At 68.0% G+C, this 15,613-nt stretch carries 14 protein-coding genes and 1 tRNA gene; 10 read left to right on the top strand and 5 right to left on the bottom strand.

All coding sequences use genetic code 11. The features are described from left to right. Positions 1-109: 109 nt before the first annotated feature. The 3 genes from PV789_RS20545 to PV789_RS20535 all read right to left on the bottom strand — a co-directional run bounded on the left by PV789_RS20545 (position 110) and on the right by PV789_RS20535 (position 2,286). A complete protein-coding gene (locus PV789_RS20545) occupies positions 110-1,093 on the bottom strand; it encodes a DUF1266 domain-containing protein (RefSeq protein ID WP_274974124.1) in 984 nt (327 codons plus the stop codon). A 209-nt stretch (positions 1,094-1,302) separates the two neighbouring features. Then, positions 1,303-2,103, bottom strand: coding sequence for a transposase (locus PV789_RS20540; RefSeq protein WP_274974123.1), 801 nt, complete (start codon positions 2,101-2,103; stop codon positions 1,303-1,305). A gap of 110 nt (positions 2,104-2,213) precedes the next feature. Beyond that, positions 2,214-2,286 (bottom strand) — tRNA-Leu (locus tag PV789_RS20535). Between the two features lie 163 nt (positions 2,287-2,449). Here PV789_RS20535 and PV789_RS20530 point away from each other — a divergent pair. Continuing rightward, on the top strand, positions 2,450-3,016 hold the full coding sequence (locus tag PV789_RS20530) for an ANTAR domain-containing response regulator (RefSeq protein ID WP_019610955.1): 567 nt from the start codon (positions 2,450-2,452) through the stop codon (positions 3,014-3,016). Between the two features lie 111 nt (positions 3,017-3,127). Here PV789_RS20530 and PV789_RS20525 read toward each other — a convergent pair whose 3' ends face one another. Then, complete coding sequence (locus PV789_RS20525) at positions 3,128-4,360, bottom strand: IS30 family transposase (protein ID WP_274974122.1); 1,233 nt, start codon at positions 4,358-4,360, stop codon at positions 3,128-3,130. A 371-nt stretch (positions 4,361-4,731) separates the two neighbouring features. On the opposite strand from PV789_RS20525, the gene PV789_RS20520 reads away from it, so the two are divergent. The 7 genes from PV789_RS20520 (at position 4,732) to rpsD (ending at position 12,000) form a co-directional block, all read left to right on the top strand. After that, entirely contained in the window at positions 4,732-6,288 is a 1,557-nt protein-coding gene (locus PV789_RS20520; RefSeq protein ID WP_274974121.1) for a branched-chain amino acid ABC transporter permease, read from the top strand. Positions 6,289-6,299: 11 nt separating this feature from the next. After that, on the top strand, positions 6,300-7,289 hold the full coding sequence (locus tag PV789_RS20515; RefSeq protein ID WP_274974120.1) for a branched-chain amino acid ABC transporter permease: 990 nt from the start codon (positions 6,300-6,302) through the stop codon (positions 7,287-7,289). Then, the gene (locus tag PV789_RS20510; RefSeq protein WP_274974119.1) at positions 7,279-8,163 is read left to right on the top strand and encodes an ABC transporter ATP-binding protein; all 885 of its coding nucleotides are present in this window, start codon (positions 7,279-7,281) and stop codon (positions 8,161-8,163) included. Before PV789_RS20515 ends, PV789_RS20510 begins: the two co-directional genes overlap by 11 nt. Beyond that, complete coding sequence (locus tag PV789_RS20505) at positions 8,156-9,025, top strand: ABC transporter ATP-binding protein (protein ID WP_274974118.1); 870 nt, start codon at positions 8,156-8,158, stop codon at positions 9,023-9,025. Before PV789_RS20510 ends, PV789_RS20505 begins: the two co-directional genes overlap by 8 nt. A gap of 361 nt (positions 9,026-9,386) precedes the next feature. Next, positions 9,387-9,734 (top strand): HesB/IscA family protein, encoded by a 348-nt coding sequence (locus tag PV789_RS20500; protein WP_013154170.1) that lies wholly within the window; start codon positions 9,387-9,389, stop codon positions 9,732-9,734. Positions 9,735-10,083: 349 nt separating this feature from the next. Further along, positions 10,084-11,055, top strand: a complete 972-nt coding sequence (locus PV789_RS20495; protein WP_274974117.1) for a carbohydrate kinase family protein — start codon at positions 10,084-10,086, stop codon at positions 11,053-11,055. Positions 11,056-11,388: 333 nt separating this feature from the next. After that, a complete protein-coding gene (rpsD, locus tag PV789_RS20490) occupies positions 11,389-12,000 on the top strand; it encodes a 30S ribosomal protein S4 (RefSeq protein ID WP_047872013.1) in 612 nt (203 codons plus the stop codon). A 272-nt stretch (positions 12,001-12,272) separates the two neighbouring features. On the opposite strand, the gene PV789_RS20485 is transcribed toward rpsD, so the two are convergent. Further along, positions 12,273-12,521: a sulfurtransferase TusA family protein gene (locus tag PV789_RS20485; RefSeq protein WP_212643501.1), complete on the bottom strand. Its 249-nt coding sequence runs from the start codon at positions 12,519-12,521 to the stop codon at positions 12,273-12,275. Between the two features lie 408 nt (positions 12,522-12,929). Here PV789_RS20485 and ctaC point away from each other — a divergent pair, with 408 nt between their 5' ends. Both ctaC and ctaD read left to right on the top strand, forming a co-directional pair. Beyond that, on the top strand, positions 12,930-13,937 hold the full coding sequence (gene ctaC, locus PV789_RS20480; RefSeq protein WP_498047582.1) for an aa3-type cytochrome oxidase subunit II: 1,008 nt from the start codon (positions 12,930-12,932) through the stop codon (positions 13,935-13,937). Continuing rightward, entirely contained in the window at positions 13,934-15,610 is a 1,677-nt protein-coding gene (gene ctaD, locus PV789_RS20475; protein ID WP_212643502.1) for an aa3-type cytochrome oxidase subunit I, read from the top strand. The genes ctaC and ctaD overlap by 4 nt, the downstream gene beginning before the upstream one ends. Positions 15,611-15,613: the final 3 nt, after the last annotated feature.

Here is a 15,613-nt window from a genome sequence, read left to right as displayed (position 1 = left end):
CCCGCACCGGGCGCCCCCGACGTGCCGCATCAGGTCCGGCCCGGAGGACACGGCGTATGAGCCGCGCCGCCCACCGGGTCAGGACCAGGTGCGGCCCCGCCGCACCACCTCAGGCCGCCGACTCCCCGCGCACGTCCCCCCGCGACTCCGGCCCGGCGCCCCCCTCCGGCAGCACACGCTCCAACGGCATGTCCCACGGCAACAGGTTCCACGGGCTGCGCTCGTCCTCCGTCAGCAGACCCAACGCCGCCCACACCCGGTCCGTACCGCCGTGGTCGCCCTCCACACCCTTCTCCGGCCACAACAGATAACCCGCGTGGAAGGCCATCGACAACTGCTGCCACGACGCGTACCGCCGCTGAAGATCCGAGGCCACCCGCCGCAACAGCGTCTGCGTCTCCACCGGACTCAACCAGTCCAACGACGCGCCCCCGCACACCAGCCGGATCACGTGCACCGACTTCCACCACTGGTAGGCACCGATGAGCACCGTCTCGTCCGCCTCGGCCACCCCCGTGACCGCGCGCAACCGCGCCACCTGCTCCTCACTCAGCCGCACGTGCGCGCCCGTCACCTGCCCGCCCCGCTCACGCGGCAGACGCGACCTGGCCACCCCCGCGCTCAGATCCACCACCAGATCCAGCTTCGGACCCGTACGCAGCTCCTCCAACAGGGCGTCCACCGCCTCCAGCAGCGACTCCCGGTCGGTCACCCCCCACTGGCGCTCCAGCATCCGCTGGTAGGGACGGCGCAGCGACGGCCGGGCCACCACGTCCCAGGGCTCGGCCAACGCCACCCGGAACGGCGCGGCCACGGCCGCCGCCCAGCGCTCGGTGCTCAACGGCGCGTCGGGGTCCTTGGTGCGCAGGGTGGGGGACTCGCGCGAGCCCACCACCAGCTCCGCGAAGGAACCGGCGACCAGCGCCACGACGGGCACGAACGCCCAGCCCGGCTGGCCGACGGCCACGAGAAGGACGATGAGCAGCGCGACGGGGGTCAGCAGCCACGGCTGGCGGCGCTGGGAACCCCACGCCACCACCACCCAGGCGCCGATAACCAGTGCGCCGACGATCCCGGCCACCGCGGTCAGCACCCGCTGCTCCTCTCCTGAGAAATCGCTTCTGGAACTCCAGGATCAAGGACGCGCGCCCGCGGAGGCGACCGAACTCACGGGTTGTACTCAGGTTGTGGCCGTGATGTGACCGGTTCCGCCGTGTTGCCCCGGCATAAAGTGACAAAGGGCCTATTTAGGGCGGTACCGGCTGGGTAGTTACGCAGGTTCTGGCCCGTCTGTCCGGTCCCTCAGTACTTGGGCCCGATGAAGGCGTCCATGCGCGCCACGGCCTCCTTCCGCGACACCGAGACGACGATCTTGTCGCGCCTCGGCGGACGTGGACTGGTGTGGCGCTTCCACGGAATTCCGAGGCGGTCGAGTGCGTCGGTGAGCAGGCCGGTGATGTCCTCGGAGACGTTGATGAACTGGTAGCGGGGGTACTCGTAGTACTTCCATTCCTCACCGGTCCGCCTGCGGACCCTGTTGGTGATGCGGCACCCGTCGGAATGGATCAGGCCTCGGACGAACGGTTCGGGATGAGCGTCGACGATCTCCTGCTGCCAGGCCTTCAGGACGATGGGCCGTTCGTGCTTCTTTCCCGGCCCGTGCTGCGGAAACAGGCAGGGCCAGTGCTTCCAGTCGCTGTAGACCTCGGTGCATCCGACGCAACCGATCCGGCCCACCGCGTGCCCGGGGAGCACCTGCGCCATGGTGTTCTCACACTCCTGGATGAGACCCGGCCAGGAGTCGCCGCAGGAGATCCTCAGTCGCCACACGCCCCGGCTGCCGTCCCCCGTCAGGCTGATGGCACCATCACCGAGGTACAGGCCCAGGAGGTAGCTGTAGGCGTCGGCTGCCTTCGGCGGGCGGGGGAGCGGTTCGCAGCGGGGGCAGTCACCGTTGTCCCGGTACTTGTCGATCAGGGAACGGTCACGCGACCAGGCGCGGAGGGTTGCCCGGTTGATGCCCAGGCGTCGGCTGACCTCGTTGTAGGAGATCCCGGAGTCCAGTAGGGATACCGCCGAACGGCGGACGTGCGATGCGTACATGGCATACATGCTTGCCCATGCCTGTGACAATCCGTCGATTGCTTGACTACGGTGGGTTGATATGCCCGAAATGAAAAGAGCCGCCCGGATGGGGCGACTCTGGAGTGTTGTGCCCTGAGTGGGATTCGAACCCACACTTGATGGTGTTTGAGACCATTTCCTCTGCCATTGGGATATCAGGGCTTTTTGTGGGGCGAAATGGACATCCTGGCTGGTGTGCGTCTGCCTGTCCGGCCGGTGTGCTCCGTCAACAGTGGTATCACGATTGACGCGCATGCCCGTCCCGACGTCCAGCATCCTAGCTGATCTCGGTAACCTCGTGTACGTGACGAGGACGCAGAGCCGTGTGGTGATCGCGGAAGACGAGGCCCTGATCCGCCTGGACCTCAAGGAGATGCTTGAGGAGGACGGCTACGCCGTCGTGGGCGAGGCCGGTGACGGTGAGACCGTGATCCGCCTTGCCCAGGAGCTCAAGCCCGACCTGGTGATCACCGACATCAAGATGCCCGTGCTCGACGGCCTCTCGGCCGCCGAGCGCATCGCCGCCGAGCGCATCGCCCCGGTGGTGATCCTGACCGCCTTCTCCCAGCGGGAGCTGGTCGAGCGGGCGCGCGAGGCCGGGGCCATGGCCTACCTGGTCAAGCCGTTCAACAAGGCCGACCTCGTGCCCGCCATCGAGATGGCCACCTCGCGCTACGCGGAGCTGTCCGCGCTGGAGTCGGAGGTCTCCAGCCTCCAGGAGCGGTTGGAGACCCGCAAGCTGGTCGAACAGGCCAAGGGTCTGCTCCAGAGCCGCCACGGGATGAGCGAGCCCGAGGCGTTCCGCTGGATCCAGAAGAACTCGATGGACCGGCGGCTGACCATGCGCAGGGTCGCCGAGACGGTCGTGGAGACCCTCGGCGGCAAGCAGTGAGCCGCCGCCGGTAAGCGGCGCTTACGCGTCCGCGCCAGCCGGACTGAACTGGTCTGAACGAAGGGGGCCGCACCCGAAGGCGGATTCTAGGGGTCGTTGCAACACCGATGATTAGTTGCTCGCTTGGAGCAGCTTAGCGAGGCGCTCGGCTGGGGTATCCCAGCCGAGCGTTTTGCGTGGGCGCCCGTTGAGCTGGACGGCCACTACCTCCAGATGCTCACGTGAGTGCACCGACAGATCGGTGCCCTTGGGGAAGTACTGGCGCAGTAGCCCGTTGGTGTTCTCGTTGGAGCCGCGCTGCCAGGGGCTGGCCGGGTCGCAGAAGTAGACGGGGATGTCGGTGACGGTGGTGAACGCCCCATGGGCGGCCATCTCCGAGCCCTGGTCCCAGGTCACCGAGCGGGCCAGATGCCGGGGCAGGGTCTGCACCGTGGTGGTCAACGCATCACGCACCTGCTCCGCGCCGCGCCCGTGAGGCAGGTGCAGCAGCATCGTGTACCGGGTGGAGCGTTCCACGAGGGTGCCGATCGCCGAGCCACCATCGGCACCGATGATCAGGTCGCCCTCCCAGTGGCCGGGCACCGCCCGGTCAGCGACCTCCGCAGGACGCTCGCTGATCATCACCATGGGGGCGGCGAAACGGGGATGGCGCTGCTGCGCCTGGCGGCGGGGCTTGCGCCGGGCACGGCCCGAGCGCAGCGCACCAGCCAACTCCCGGCGCAGCTGGCCGCGGCCTTGGACATACAGGGCCTGGTAGATCGTCTCGTGGCACACGTGCAGCTCCGGCCGATCGGGGAAGTCGCGTTTGAGCCTACGACTGATCTGCTCAGGGCTCCATTTTTCGGTGAGCAGCTCCTGGATCCGCACGCGTAGTTCGGGGTTCAGCCAGATTCTGGAGGGCTTGGGGCGTGGTCGGCGGGCATCGGCGCGGGTTTGGGCGGCGTGGGGGCGGTAGTGGCGTTTGCCGCGCGGGTCCACAGTGCCGTTACGGCGGATTTCCCGGCTGATCGTGGAGTGGTTGCGGCCCAGTTCTGCGGCGATGGCTCGCGCGGACTTGCCCTCGCGGTACAGATCAGCGATGTGCAGGCGTTCAGTCTCGTTCAGGTAGCGGGACGGGCCGGTGGGCGGTACCACCGTGGTGATGGGTGGTACCGCCCTTCGGCGGTCGTTCTCGGCGCTGCGTCCGTTACGCCACTTCCTGCCAGTACGGGCATCGACGCCCACCATCTGGCAGGCTTCGGTGTTGCTGTAGCCCTGCTTCATGAGCTGCAAGTATGCCGCTCGTTCAGCGGAGAGCTTCCTACGGCCCTGCGGGGTTCGGTCCTTGCGGATATGGAAGTCCATCGCACCCCTTGAACTGGGGTGTTGCAACCACCACTAGAACCCAAGGAACCGGGTGCGGCCCCCTTCATCGTCTCCGTCCGCGCCTTCTCCTCCCGGCTCCTCGTGATCACTCCGGTACGCCGGGTGTGGAAAAACTATGCAGTTCAGGCGCTTAACGCGGCGGAAACGAGACAGATGTTCAGGGTCAATGCGCCAGGTGTACCGGTTTGGTCTCGTTTGCACACGATGGGATGACGGTTGGGTCACGTGGCATTAGCGCATCTGAACAACTTGCCTAAATCGGGCTAAACTCACCGCACCGAACAGCAAAGGACAGCGGTGGCGCGTGCGCGCATTCGCCACCGCCACCCTCAGATGCGCAAGGAGCGCGCGTGCGCACACGTCTTGTGACCGTGTTGCTCGCCCTGATCACCGCCATCCTGGTGATCCCGGGGCCAGCGGCGACGGCAGACGAACAGGGCGGTGAAGCGCTGCACGGTCAGATCCTCCATCCGGAGAACCGGGATCAGGGTGTCGAAGGCATCGTGATCACGGTCTACGACGGCGAGGACGAGGTCGGGGCGGCGGAGACCGACTCTGAAGGAATGTGGGAAGTGGGCCTGCCCGAACCGGGCACCTACCGCGTGGTGGTGGACCAGGAGTCCGTCCCCGGGGATTTCGCGGTGATCGAGGCCCTCTTCGTCGACGGCGAGACCGAGGTGGAGGTCGAGGCGGACGACCGGCGGCCGCTGATCGTCGCCCTGGAGGCGGCGGGCGCGGCCGAGGAGGAGTCGGCCTCGCCCTCGCAGGAGGAGACGGAGGACTCCTCCGGCGGGGAGGCGGCCGACGAGGAGTCGTTGGCGCCCAACACCGACACCGGTGGCTCCTTCGGGGACCGGGTGCTCCAGCTCACCGCGGCGGGTCTGCTGTTCGGCCTGGTGATCGCGGTGTCCGCGATCGGGCTCTCGTTGATCTTCGGCACGACGAAGCTGATCAACTTCGCCCACGGTGACCTGGTGACCTTCGGTGCGATGATCGCGCTGCTCTTCAGCACGGGTGCCGCGGGTATGGGCAACGCGCTGTTGGCGCTCTTCCTGGGTCTGGGCGCGGCGGTGCTGATCGGCGCCTTCCTGGAGACCAGGTTGTCGCGGACGGCGCTGGTCGTCGCGCAGTGGCTGTCGATCTTCGCGGGTATCGCGTTGGCGACGGTTCTCGGTGTGATGGGGGACGCGGTCGGCTGGAGTGTGCCGCTGTGGTTGGCGGCGGTGGTCGCGGTCCTGATGGGCGCGGTGCTGGGCGGGTCGATGGAGCGCTACATCTGGCGTCCGCTGCGGCACCGCAACGTGGCGATGATCCAGATGTTCATCGTCTCGATCGGTCTGGCGCTGGTGGTGCGGCACGTGATCCTGGTGCTCTTCGGGGCGGGCCGGGAGCGTTACGCGGGTTTCCAGCTCCAGGAGATGGTGCGTCTGGGGCCGGTGTCGATGCCGCCGCGCGACCTGGTGGTCATGGCGGTGGCGATCGTGGTGCTGGTGGGGGTGGCCTGTCTGTTGCAGTTCACCCGGATCGGCAAGGCGATGCGCGCGGTGTCGGACAACCGGGACCTGGCGGAGTCGTCGGGTATCGACGTGGACCGGGTCACGCTGTACGTGTGGGGGCTCGGTGGCGGTCTGGCCGCTCTGGGCGGTGTGCTCTACGGGCTCAACCAGGTGGTCGAGTACGAGATGGGCTTCCGTCTGCTGCTGATGATGTTCGCCGCGGTGATCCTGGGCGGTCTCGGCACGGCCTACGGTGCGATGGTCGGCGGCCTGGCGGTCGGTCTGGTGGCGATGTTGTCCACCCTGTGGTTCCCGTCCCAGCTCATGCAGGCATGGGCTCTGGCGCTGATGATCCTCATGCTGCTGATCAGGCCCCAGGGCCTGCTCGGTCGGCGTGAGCGGGTCGGCTAGGAGAGAAGACGATGGATATCCTTTCGATCCTCGCCGAGTCCACCCGATCGGCGCTCGGCCCGATCGCGGCGATCTACGCGCTCGCGGCGATCGGCCTCAATTTCCACTTCGGTTACACCGGGCTGTTGAACTTCGGTCAGGTGGGTTTCATGCTGGTGGGCGCCTACGGCGTGGGCATCAGTGTGGCGGTGTTCGACCTGCCGTTGGTGGTGGGTTTCGGTGTCGGTCTGCTGTGCGCGTTCGTGATGGCCCTGTTGCTGGGTATTCCGACGCTGCGGTTGCGTTCGGACTACCTGGCGATCACGACGATCGCGGCGGCGGAGGTGATCCGTCTGGTGTACCGGGCGGGTTTCGCCGAGCCGTTGACCGGTGGTGTGTACGGGTTGCAGAACCTGGCGTCGGACTTCCGTGCGATCAACCCGTTCGACGGGGGTGAGCGTTACGGTTTCGGGGCGTTGTCCTACAACGGCAACCACCTGTGGGTTCTGGTGGTGACGTGGGGCCTGGTGCTGTTGATGGCCGGGTTGACGTGGATGCTGATGCACAGTCCGTGGGGGCGTGTCATCAAGGGCATCCGTGAGGACGAGGACGCGGTCCGCAGTCTGGGCAAGAACGTGTTCGCGTACAAGATGCAGGCGCTGGTGCTGGGTGGTCTGGTGGGTGCCCTGGCGGGGTGCATGCTGGCCGTGTACCAGGCGTCGATCCAGCCGGACCAGTTCAAGCCGCAGGTGACGTTCTTCCTGTGGGTGATCCTGTTGTTGGGCGGTGCCGGTCGGGTGTTCGGTCCGGTGCTGGGCGCGATGGCGTTCTGGTTCCTGATGAACTTCACCGACGGTGTGCTCCAGGGTTTCGGCTCGATGGGGTGGCTGCCGTTCCTGGACGGTCCGGACTACGGTGCGATCCAGTTGGCCTTCGTGGGTCTGCTGCTGGTGTTGCTGATCGTCTTCCGGCCGCAGGGTCTCATCGGCGACCGCAAGGAGATGCTGATCAATGTCAAGTGACAAGGTGGGCGGCGGCGTCGGGTCCGGGGTCGGGGTCGACCGCGTGGCCGGTGCGGAGCCGGTGCCGGGTTCGGCGAAGTCGGATCCGATCCTGGTGGCGGACGGTGTGCGCCGTTCCTTCGGCGGTCTGACCGCGGTGGACGTGGGTCACCTGGAGGTGCAGCGGGGGACGATCACGGCGTTGATCGGTCCGAACGGTGCGGGTAAGTCGACGCTGTTCAACCTGTTGACCGGTTTCGACCGGGTGGACGGGGGGCGTTGGACCTTCCAGGGCAGGCCGATCAACGGCAGGCGCGGCCATCAGGTGGCGCGTGCGGGGATGGTGCGGACCTTCCAGTTGACCAAGGCGCTGACCCGGATGACGGTGTTGGACAACATGCTGCTGGGTGCGCCGGGTCAGTTCGGTGAGCGGATGGCGGGTGCGTTCCTGCGTCCGGTGTGGCAGGGGCAGGAGAAGGAGAACACGCGTCGCGCGCTGGATCTGTTGGAGCGTTTCAAGCTCATCGACAAGCGCGGGGACATGGCGGGTTCGCTCTCGGGCGGTCAGCGCAAGCTGTTGGAGATGGCGCGTTCGCTGATGACCGATCCGGCCATGATCATGCTGGACGAGCCGATGGCGGGGGTGAACCCGGCGCTGGTGCAGTCGTTGCTGGGGCACATCACGTCGTTGCGCGACGAGGGCAAGACGGTGCTCTTCGTGGAGCACGACATGGACGTGATCATGGGGATCAGCGACTGGATCGTGGTGCTCGCGCAGGGGCAGGTGATCGCGGAGGGCCGTCCTTCGGACATCCGGTCCAACCAGCAGGTGATCGACGCCTACCTGGGTGCCCAGGAGGAGACGGCCGAGGCCCCGGGGAGTGGTGATGACTGAGAGCGCGAAGCCGAGTCCGGAGAAGGCGGCGAAGGTTTCGGACGGGGTTCCGGTGGAGGCCGAGGAGGCCGCCGCGGTGCAGGAGCACCGTGAGGAGGTGTTGGAGCAGGCCGGTGAGGCGGCACCGGTGGGTGGTCCGGAGGACTACCTGCTGTTGGCCAGTGAGCTGGTGGCGGGGTACGTGCCGGGGGTGAACATCCTCAACGGGTGCACTCTGACGCTGTCCGAGGGCGAGGTCGTGGCGATCATCGGCCCGAACGGGGCGGGTAAGTCCACGCTGATCAAGACGGTGTTCGGGTTGATCCCGGTGCGTGAGGGCGCTCTGACGCTGCGGGGGGCCGACATCGCCGGTCTGCCGGCGCACAGTCTGGTGGAGCGGGGGGTGGGTTACGTTCCGCAGACGCAGAACGTGTTCCCGTCGCTGACCATCGAGGAGAACCTCCAGATGGGGGCGTTCCTGCGGCCGCGGTCGTTCACGAAGCGGTTCGCGGCGGTGGCGGAGCTGTTCCCGCTGCTGGCGGATCGGCGCAAGGCCAAGGCGGGGTCGTTGTCGGGTGGTGAGCGCCAGATGGTGGCCATGGGGCGTGCGCTGATGATGGAGCCGTCGGTGCTGCTGTTGGACGAGCCGACCGCGGGTCTGTCGCCGATCTACCAGGAGGAGGTCTTCCAGCGGGTCAAGGAGGTCAACCGGACGGGTGTGTCGGTGATCATGGTGGAGCAGAACGCGCGCCGCTGCTTGCAGATCTGTGACCGCGGTTACGTGCTGGACCAGGGGCGCAACGCCTACACCGGTACGGGTGCGGACCTGTTGAACGATCCGAACGTGATCGAGCTGTACCTGGGGACGCTGGCCAAGGGCTGAGTCGCCGGAGGGGAGGGGCGGGGCCTGTGGCGGGCTCCGCCCCTTTTGCGCTGCGCGGGGTGCGGCGGGTGGCTTCGTGCACAGGTCCGGGCGGGAGATGGCGTCCCGGGTCGGGACAAATTACCCTGGGAGGACGGGCACGTCCGTGCCCGTCCGCGGCCCCGTCCGCAGTGCGGGTCGGGGGCGGGGAGAACACAGCGGCGCTGTGACGCCCGTGTCCGCCGGTGCGCGAGGAATGCGGTACCGGTGTCGGGCGTTGAGAACCGTTGAAGAGGACGGGACCCGCCGCGGCGGGCCGGTCCAGACGCGACCAAGGGGGTCGCCGGCCAGCCGCTACCCCTTTCCAGAGGAGCTTTCCAGCATGACGGTTCAGAGCGAGACCACCGAGGGCATCATCCTCACCGACGAGGCGTCCAGCAAGGTCAGGGCGCTCCTTGAGCAGGAGGGGCGGGACGACCTGCGTCTTCGCGTGGCCGTTCAGCCCGGTGGTTGCTCGGGGCTGCGTTACCAGCTCTACTTCGACGAGCGCGAGCTCGACGGCGACGTGGTCAGCGACTTCGGCGGTGTGGAGGTGGTCACCGACCGGATGAGCTCCCCCTACCTGATCGGTGCCACGATCGACTTCGTCGACACCATCGAGAAGCAGGGTTTCACCATCGACAACCCCAACGCCACCGGTTCCTGCGCCTGCGGTGACTCCTTCAACTAGGGGGTGCCGTCCCGCCGGGGGCTTTCGGGCCGGTGGGTCCGGGGTGCTGCGGTGGACGCGTCCCGGGGCGTGAGGCGTCCCGGGTGCGGTCGTCGGGCGGGCCGGATCCCGGGGTCCGGGTCGGCCGGGGACGCGGTTCTTCGGGGGGAGGGCGGCTTGTGCCGCCCTCCCCCTTCGTCGTGTGCGGGGTTTTCGGTGTGCGGGGTGGGGCGGTTGGGGGCGGTTGTCAGTTGGTCCGCGGGCGCGCTGCACTAACCTGGGGCAGTCCGAACCGGGCACGTCCTCTGCCATGCCCGCAGCCCCGTCCGGTCAGCAGACCGACACCTCCCGACCAAGGAGCCTTCGTCCCGTGCGTATCGCGGTTGCCGGATCCATCGCCACCGACCATCTGATGTCCTTCGAGGGTCGCTTCGCGGAACAGATCATCCCCGACCAGATCCAGCAGTTGTCGCTGTCCTTCCTGATCGACGAGCTGGACGTGCGGCGCGGCGGTGTCGCGGCCAACATCTGCTTCGGGATGGGCGGGTTCGGCCTCAACCCGGTGCTGGTGGGTGCGGCCGGGGCCGACTTCGAGGACTACCGCGCCTGGCTGGACCGCCACGGTGTGGACACCTCCGCGGTCTACATCTCCGAGCTGCGTCACACCGCCCGGTTCATCTGCACCACGGACCGGGACCAGAACCAGATCGCGTCCTTCTACGCCGGGGCCATGGCCGAGGCGCGCAACATCGAGCTCCAGCCGATCGCGGACCGTCTGGGAGGGCTGGACCTGGTGCTGATCGGGGCGGACGACCCGGCCGCGATGGTGCGTCACAGCGAGGAGTGCCGTGCCCGCGGCATCGCCTTCGCCGCCGACCCCTCCCAGCAGCTGGCGCGGATGGAGGGGCCCGAGGTGCGGGGTCTGATCGAGGGTGCGGCCTTCCTGTTCACGAACGAGTACGAGAAGGCGCTGGCCGAGCAGAAGACGGGCTGGTCCGACGCCGACGTCCTGGAGCGGGTGGGCACCCGGATCACCACGTTGGGCGCCAAGGGTGCGCGTATCGACCGTGTGGGGGAGCCGAGCGTGCACGTGCCGGCCGCGGCGGTGGGGGAGCTGGTCGACCCCACGGGCATGGGGGACGCGTTCCGCGCGGGTTTCCTGGCCGCGCACTCGTGGGGGCTGTCGCTGGAGCGGGCCGCCCAGGTGGGCAACGCGACCGCGGTGCACTGCCTGGAGGCCGACGGGCCGCAGGAGTACACCCTGACGGGGGCCTCGCTCCTGGCGCGTCTGGAGGAGTCCTACGGCGCGGAGGCCTCGGCCGAGGTCGCGCCCTTCGTGTAGTCGACGGGTCGGGGTGGTGTCCGCGAGCCCGTAGAGTGGGTAGCCGCGACCCGCACGACCCGTGTCCGCCTGTCGGACCGGGCCGCGCCCCGCACGGCCGCCGCTCCCTGGGAGCCGGTGTCCCGCACGGGGAGCCCCGTGCCCGCCGGTGCGCTGAAACGCGTGCCGGTTACCCAGCCCAAGCCGTCCGCGCCGGGTCGCCGCGACGGTTGGGGAACCTGTCCCGCTGTGCGTGCTCCGGCGCGCCCGCGCGGGCTCGGGCGCGTTGAGCGCCTCCCAGATCTAGGCCAGCCTTACCTGGGATTCCCCGGATTCATCCGGAAAGGACATTGCATGCGCTACACCGGACCGAAGGTGCGGTTGTCCCGGCGCGCCGGCACCCCGCTGACCCGTAAGGCGGTCAGCTACTTCGAGAAGCGTCCCTACCCGCCCGGCGAGCACGGCCGCCGCGTCCGCCGCAACAGCAGCGACTACGCGGTCCGCCAGGCGGAGAAGCAGAAGGTGCGCTGGTACTACGACCTGACCGAGAAGCAGATGCTGCGCGTCTACGAGAGCGCGAAGAAGCGCACGGGGCGCACCGGTGAGGAGATGCTCGCCGAGCTGGAGCTGCGTCTGGCCACGGTCGTGCTGCGCGCCGGTCTGGCCGCCTCGATCTACGCCGCGCGTCAGTTCGTCAACCACGGTCACATCACCGTGGACGGCAAGAAGGTCGACATCCCGTCGTACCAGGTCAAGCCCGGTCAGATCATCAGTGTTCGGGAGAAGTCCCGCAGCATGGTGCCGTTCGTCGAGGCCGCCGAGGGCGTCCACGCCGACGACAAGATCGCCGGATTCCTCGCCGTGAGCCACAAGGACCTGCGCGTCGCGGTCGTCGACCGCCCCAAGCGCGAGCAGATCCCGGTGCCCTTCGACGAGCAGCTGGTCGTGGAGTTCTACGCCCGCTAGTCACCCGCCTCGGCGTGTGCGCGGCCGCCTCCTCCCCGGGGGCGGCCGATGCGGAGCAGGTCAGGCCGCGCGGACCCGGTCCGCGCGGCCTCGCCGTGTCCGGGGCGGTGTGGAACGCGCCACGCCCAGGATTCGGCGGGGCGCGAATCGTTATCGCACCGGAACCGGAAACCCCGAGCCGCGTGGCGCGGGGTTTCGGTCCCCCTCTTAACTCCCCGCCCAGCCGCGGTCCCCGCCCCGCCCCCGGGTGCGGGACGGCCGCCGGGGCCGGGTCAGTACATGCGCCGGATGTGGAAGGCGCTGCCCCGCGCCAGGGGCCGCTCCGCGACGAACTCGTGCATCTTCATCCGGCACCAGGCGGGGATGTCCGCGCTGGCGGCGGGGTCGTCCGCGGTGACCGCGATGACCGCGCCTATGGGCACCTCGTGCAGCCTGGCGGCGAGCATGATGATCGGGATCGGGCACTTGCGGCCCACCGCCTCCACGGTGACCAGGGGAGGCCGGGGCGGGTACTCGGGCACGGAAGACCCCCGTGTGTCGTCGTCTGGTGGTGACCATCCTGACCTGGTCGCGTTCCTAAGGCGAACCCGGTTAAGGGCGTCGTAAATCCAGCGATACGCTCACCTTGTTCTCTCCTCGTGAAACGTCCACGCCGCCCCCGAGAGGCGGAAGGGGCGCGATCGGGAAGAGGGCCCGGGGGAACGCCGGGCCGCGCTCCGTAGCCAGCCGGGAGGGTATCCTCCGCGGGCGAACGGGCCCGGCTCCACGTACCGCCGCCAGCTCCGCCCAGGGGGGTCGGCAACACGCTGACCAGGTAAGCCCCTGAACTGGCCGCTGGGCGGTTCGCGATAATGTTTCCCCCTGAAAAGCTTTGGATACTTAGGCCGCCCGTGGAGGTTCCACGGGCTACACCGCTGGGAAGGCAATCCGTGAGTCCGACCCGCCAAGAGAATCGGCGCCGCAACCTGCGCCGATGGGCACCACGCGGCGCCGCGCTCGCCGTGCTGGGGCTGGCCGCGACCGGCTGCGCGTCGAACGATCTCACTCGTTTGGGCATGCCGGAGCCGATCACCAACCAGGCCGAGCGTGTTCTCTCGCTCTGGCAGGGCTCCTGGGTGGCGGCTTTCGCGGTCGGCATTCTCGTGTGGGGGCTGATCGTCTGGTCGGTCATCTTCCACCGCAAGCGCTCTGAGCAGTTGCCGCCGCAGGTGCGGTACAACATGCCCATCGAAGCGCTCTACACCGTGCTGCCGATCGTCATCATCTCGGTGCTGTTCTTCTTCACCGCCCGGGACCAGGCGATCCTGCTCGACACCGACGAGCCGGCGGACGTCAACATCGAGGTCGTGGCCTTCCAATGGGCCTGGCAGTTCAACTACCTCGACGACAAGAAGGAGAACGGCGGGGAGGTGCTCTTCGCCGAGACGGGTATCCCCAACCCGGACGGCACCGCCGACCCCTCCACCCAGACGACCCTGGTGCTGCCCGAGGGCGCGACCGTCCACTTCGACCTGCACTCGCCGGACGTCATCCACTCGTTCTGGATCCCCGAGTTCGGTTTCAAGATGGACGTCATCCCCGGTCGGGACAACGCCTTCCAGGCCGACATCAACGAGGGCACCGCGGGCGAGTACGTGGGCCGCTGCGCCGAGCTGTGCGGTGTGGACCACGCCCGCATGCTCTTCAACGTCCAGGTCCTGCCCCAGGACGAGTACGACGCCTGGGCCGCCGAGCAGCAGCAGGCCGCCGAGGAGGCCGAGCTCGAGGCCGCCGACACCGGCGACCAGCCGGCCTCCGGTGAGGGCTCCGGTGCCGAGGGCGCGGGCGCCGAGGGCGCCGGCACCGACGAGGAGGGCACCGGCAGCGGCGGCTCCGAGGCCGACGGGCAGGACACCGGTTCCGGCGCGTCCGACGCCGAGGAGAATGAGCAGTCATGAGCACCACCACGTCAAGCCCCACTCTCGCGGGCGGTCAGGCACCGTCGCGCAAGGGGTCGATGATCGTCAAATGGATGACGTCCACCGACCACAAGGTCATCGGGTACATGTACCTGATCACCTCCTTCGTGTTCTTCCTCTTCGGTGGTCTGCTCGCGGTGCTCATGCGCGTCGAGCTGTTCTTCCCGGGCATGCAGGCCATGTCCAACGAGCAGTTCAACCAGCTGTTCACCATGCACGGCACGATCATGCTGCTGATGTTCGCGACGCCGCTGTTCGTCGGGTTCTCGAACGTGATCATGCCGTTGCAGATCGGTTCGCCCGACGTGGCGTTCCCGAGGATGAACCTGTTCAGCTACTACCTGTTCCTGTTCGGCAGCCTCATCGCCATCAGCGGGTTCCTGACCCCGGGCGGCGCGGCCAGCTTCGGCTGGTTCGCCTACACGCCGCTGTCGGACGCGGTGCGCTCGCCGGGTCTGGGCGGTGACCTGTGGATCCTGGGCCTGGTGGTCTCGGGTCTGGGCACCATCCTGGGCGCGGTCAACTTCATCACCACCGGCCTGTGCATGCGCGCGCCCGGTATGACGATGTTCCGCATGCCGATCTTCACCTGGAACACCCTGCTCACCAGCGTGCTGGTGCTCATCGCGTTCCCGGTCCTGACCGCCGCCCTGATCGCGCTGGGCGCGGACCGCATGGTCGGCACGCAGGTGTTCAACGCCGAGCACGGCGGCGCCATCCTGTGGCAGCACCTGTTCTGGTTCTTCGGCCACCCCGAGGTGTACATCATCGCGCTGCCGTTCTTCGGCATCGTGACCGAGATCATCCCGGTGTTCAGCCGCAAGCCGATCTTCGGCTACAAGAGCCTGGTCGCGGCGACCATCGCCATCACCGGCCTGTCGGTCACCGTGTGGGCGCACCACATGTTCCCGACGGGTGCGGTGCTGCTGCCGTTCTTCTCGTTCATGAGCTTCCTCATCGCGGTGCCGACCGGCGTGAAGTTCTTCAACTGGATCGGCACGATGTGGCGGGGCCAGATCACCTTCGAGACGCCGATGCTCTTCGTCATCGGCTTCCTGGTGACCTTCCTGTTCGGCGGTCTGACCGGTGTGCTGCTGGCCTCCCCGCCGATCGACTTCCACGTCACCGACTCCTACTTCGTGGTGGCCCACTTCCACTACGTCGTGTTCGGCACCGTGGTGTTCGCGATGTTCGCGGGCTTCTACTTCTGGTGGCCCAAGTTCACCGGCAAGATGCTCAACGAGAAGCTGGGCAAGTTCCACTTCTGGCTGCTGTTCCTGGGCTTCCACGGCACGTTCCTGGTGCAGCACTGGCTGGGCGCCGCCGGCTTCCCGCGCCGCTACGCCGACTACCTGCCCAGTGACGGCTTCACCGAGTTGAACCAGATCTCCTCGGTCTCCTCGTTCGTGCTGGCGGCCTCGACGCTGATCTTCTTCTGGAACATGTACATCACCTCGAAGAAGGCGCCGCTGGTCACCGTGGACGACCCGTGGGGCTACGGCTGCTCGCTGGAGTGGGCCACGTCCTGCCCGCCGCCGCGGCACAACTTCACGTCGCTGCCGCGGATCCGCTCCGAGCGTCCCGCGTTCGACCTGAACCACCCGCACGCCGCGGCCCCGGGCGCCGTCCCGGTGGGCGCCACGAAGGAGTAGGGC

The sequence above is a fragment of the Nocardiopsis camelliae genome (assembly GCF_028993595.1).
Taxonomy (GTDB): Bacteria; Actinomycetota; Actinomycetes; order Streptosporangiales; family Streptosporangiaceae; genus Nocardiopsis; species Nocardiopsis dassonvillei.
Note: the sequence above shows the minus strand (reverse complement) of the source record. Positions and strands in the feature narration are given on the sequence as shown.

What these genes read in the sequence shown, in the direction of transcription:
- PV789_RS20540 (WP_274974123.1), bottom strand. Translation starts at nt 2,103, where the DNA reads ATGTACGCATCGCACGTCCGCCGTTCGGCGGTATCCCTACTGGACTCC.
- PV789_RS20525 (WP_274974122.1), bottom strand. Translation starts at nt 4,360, where the DNA reads ATGGACTTCCATATCCGCAAGGACCGAACCCCGCAGGGCCGTAGGAAG.
- PV789_RS20515 (WP_274974120.1), top strand. Translation starts at nt 6,300, where the DNA reads ATGGATATCCTTTCGATCCTCGCCGAGTCCACCCGATCGGCGCTCGGC.
- PV789_RS20510 (WP_274974119.1), top strand. Translation starts at nt 7,279, where the DNA reads ATGTCAAGTGACAAGGTGGGCGGCGGCGTCGGGTCCGGGGTCGGGGTC.
- PV789_RS20505 (WP_274974118.1), top strand. Translation starts at nt 8,156, where the DNA reads ATGACTGAGAGCGCGAAGCCGAGTCCGGAGAAGGCGGCGAAGGTTTCG.
- PV789_RS20500 (WP_013154170.1), top strand. Translation starts at nt 9,387, where the DNA reads ATGACGGTTCAGAGCGAGACCACCGAGGGCATCATCCTCACCGACGAG.
- rpsD (WP_047872013.1), top strand. Translation starts at nt 11,389, where the DNA reads ATGCGCTACACCGGACCGAAGGTGCGGTTGTCCCGGCGCGCCGGCACC.
- ctaD (WP_212643502.1), top strand. Translation starts at nt 13,934, where the DNA reads ATGAGCACCACCACGTCAAGCCCCACTCTCGCGGGCGGTCAGGCACCG.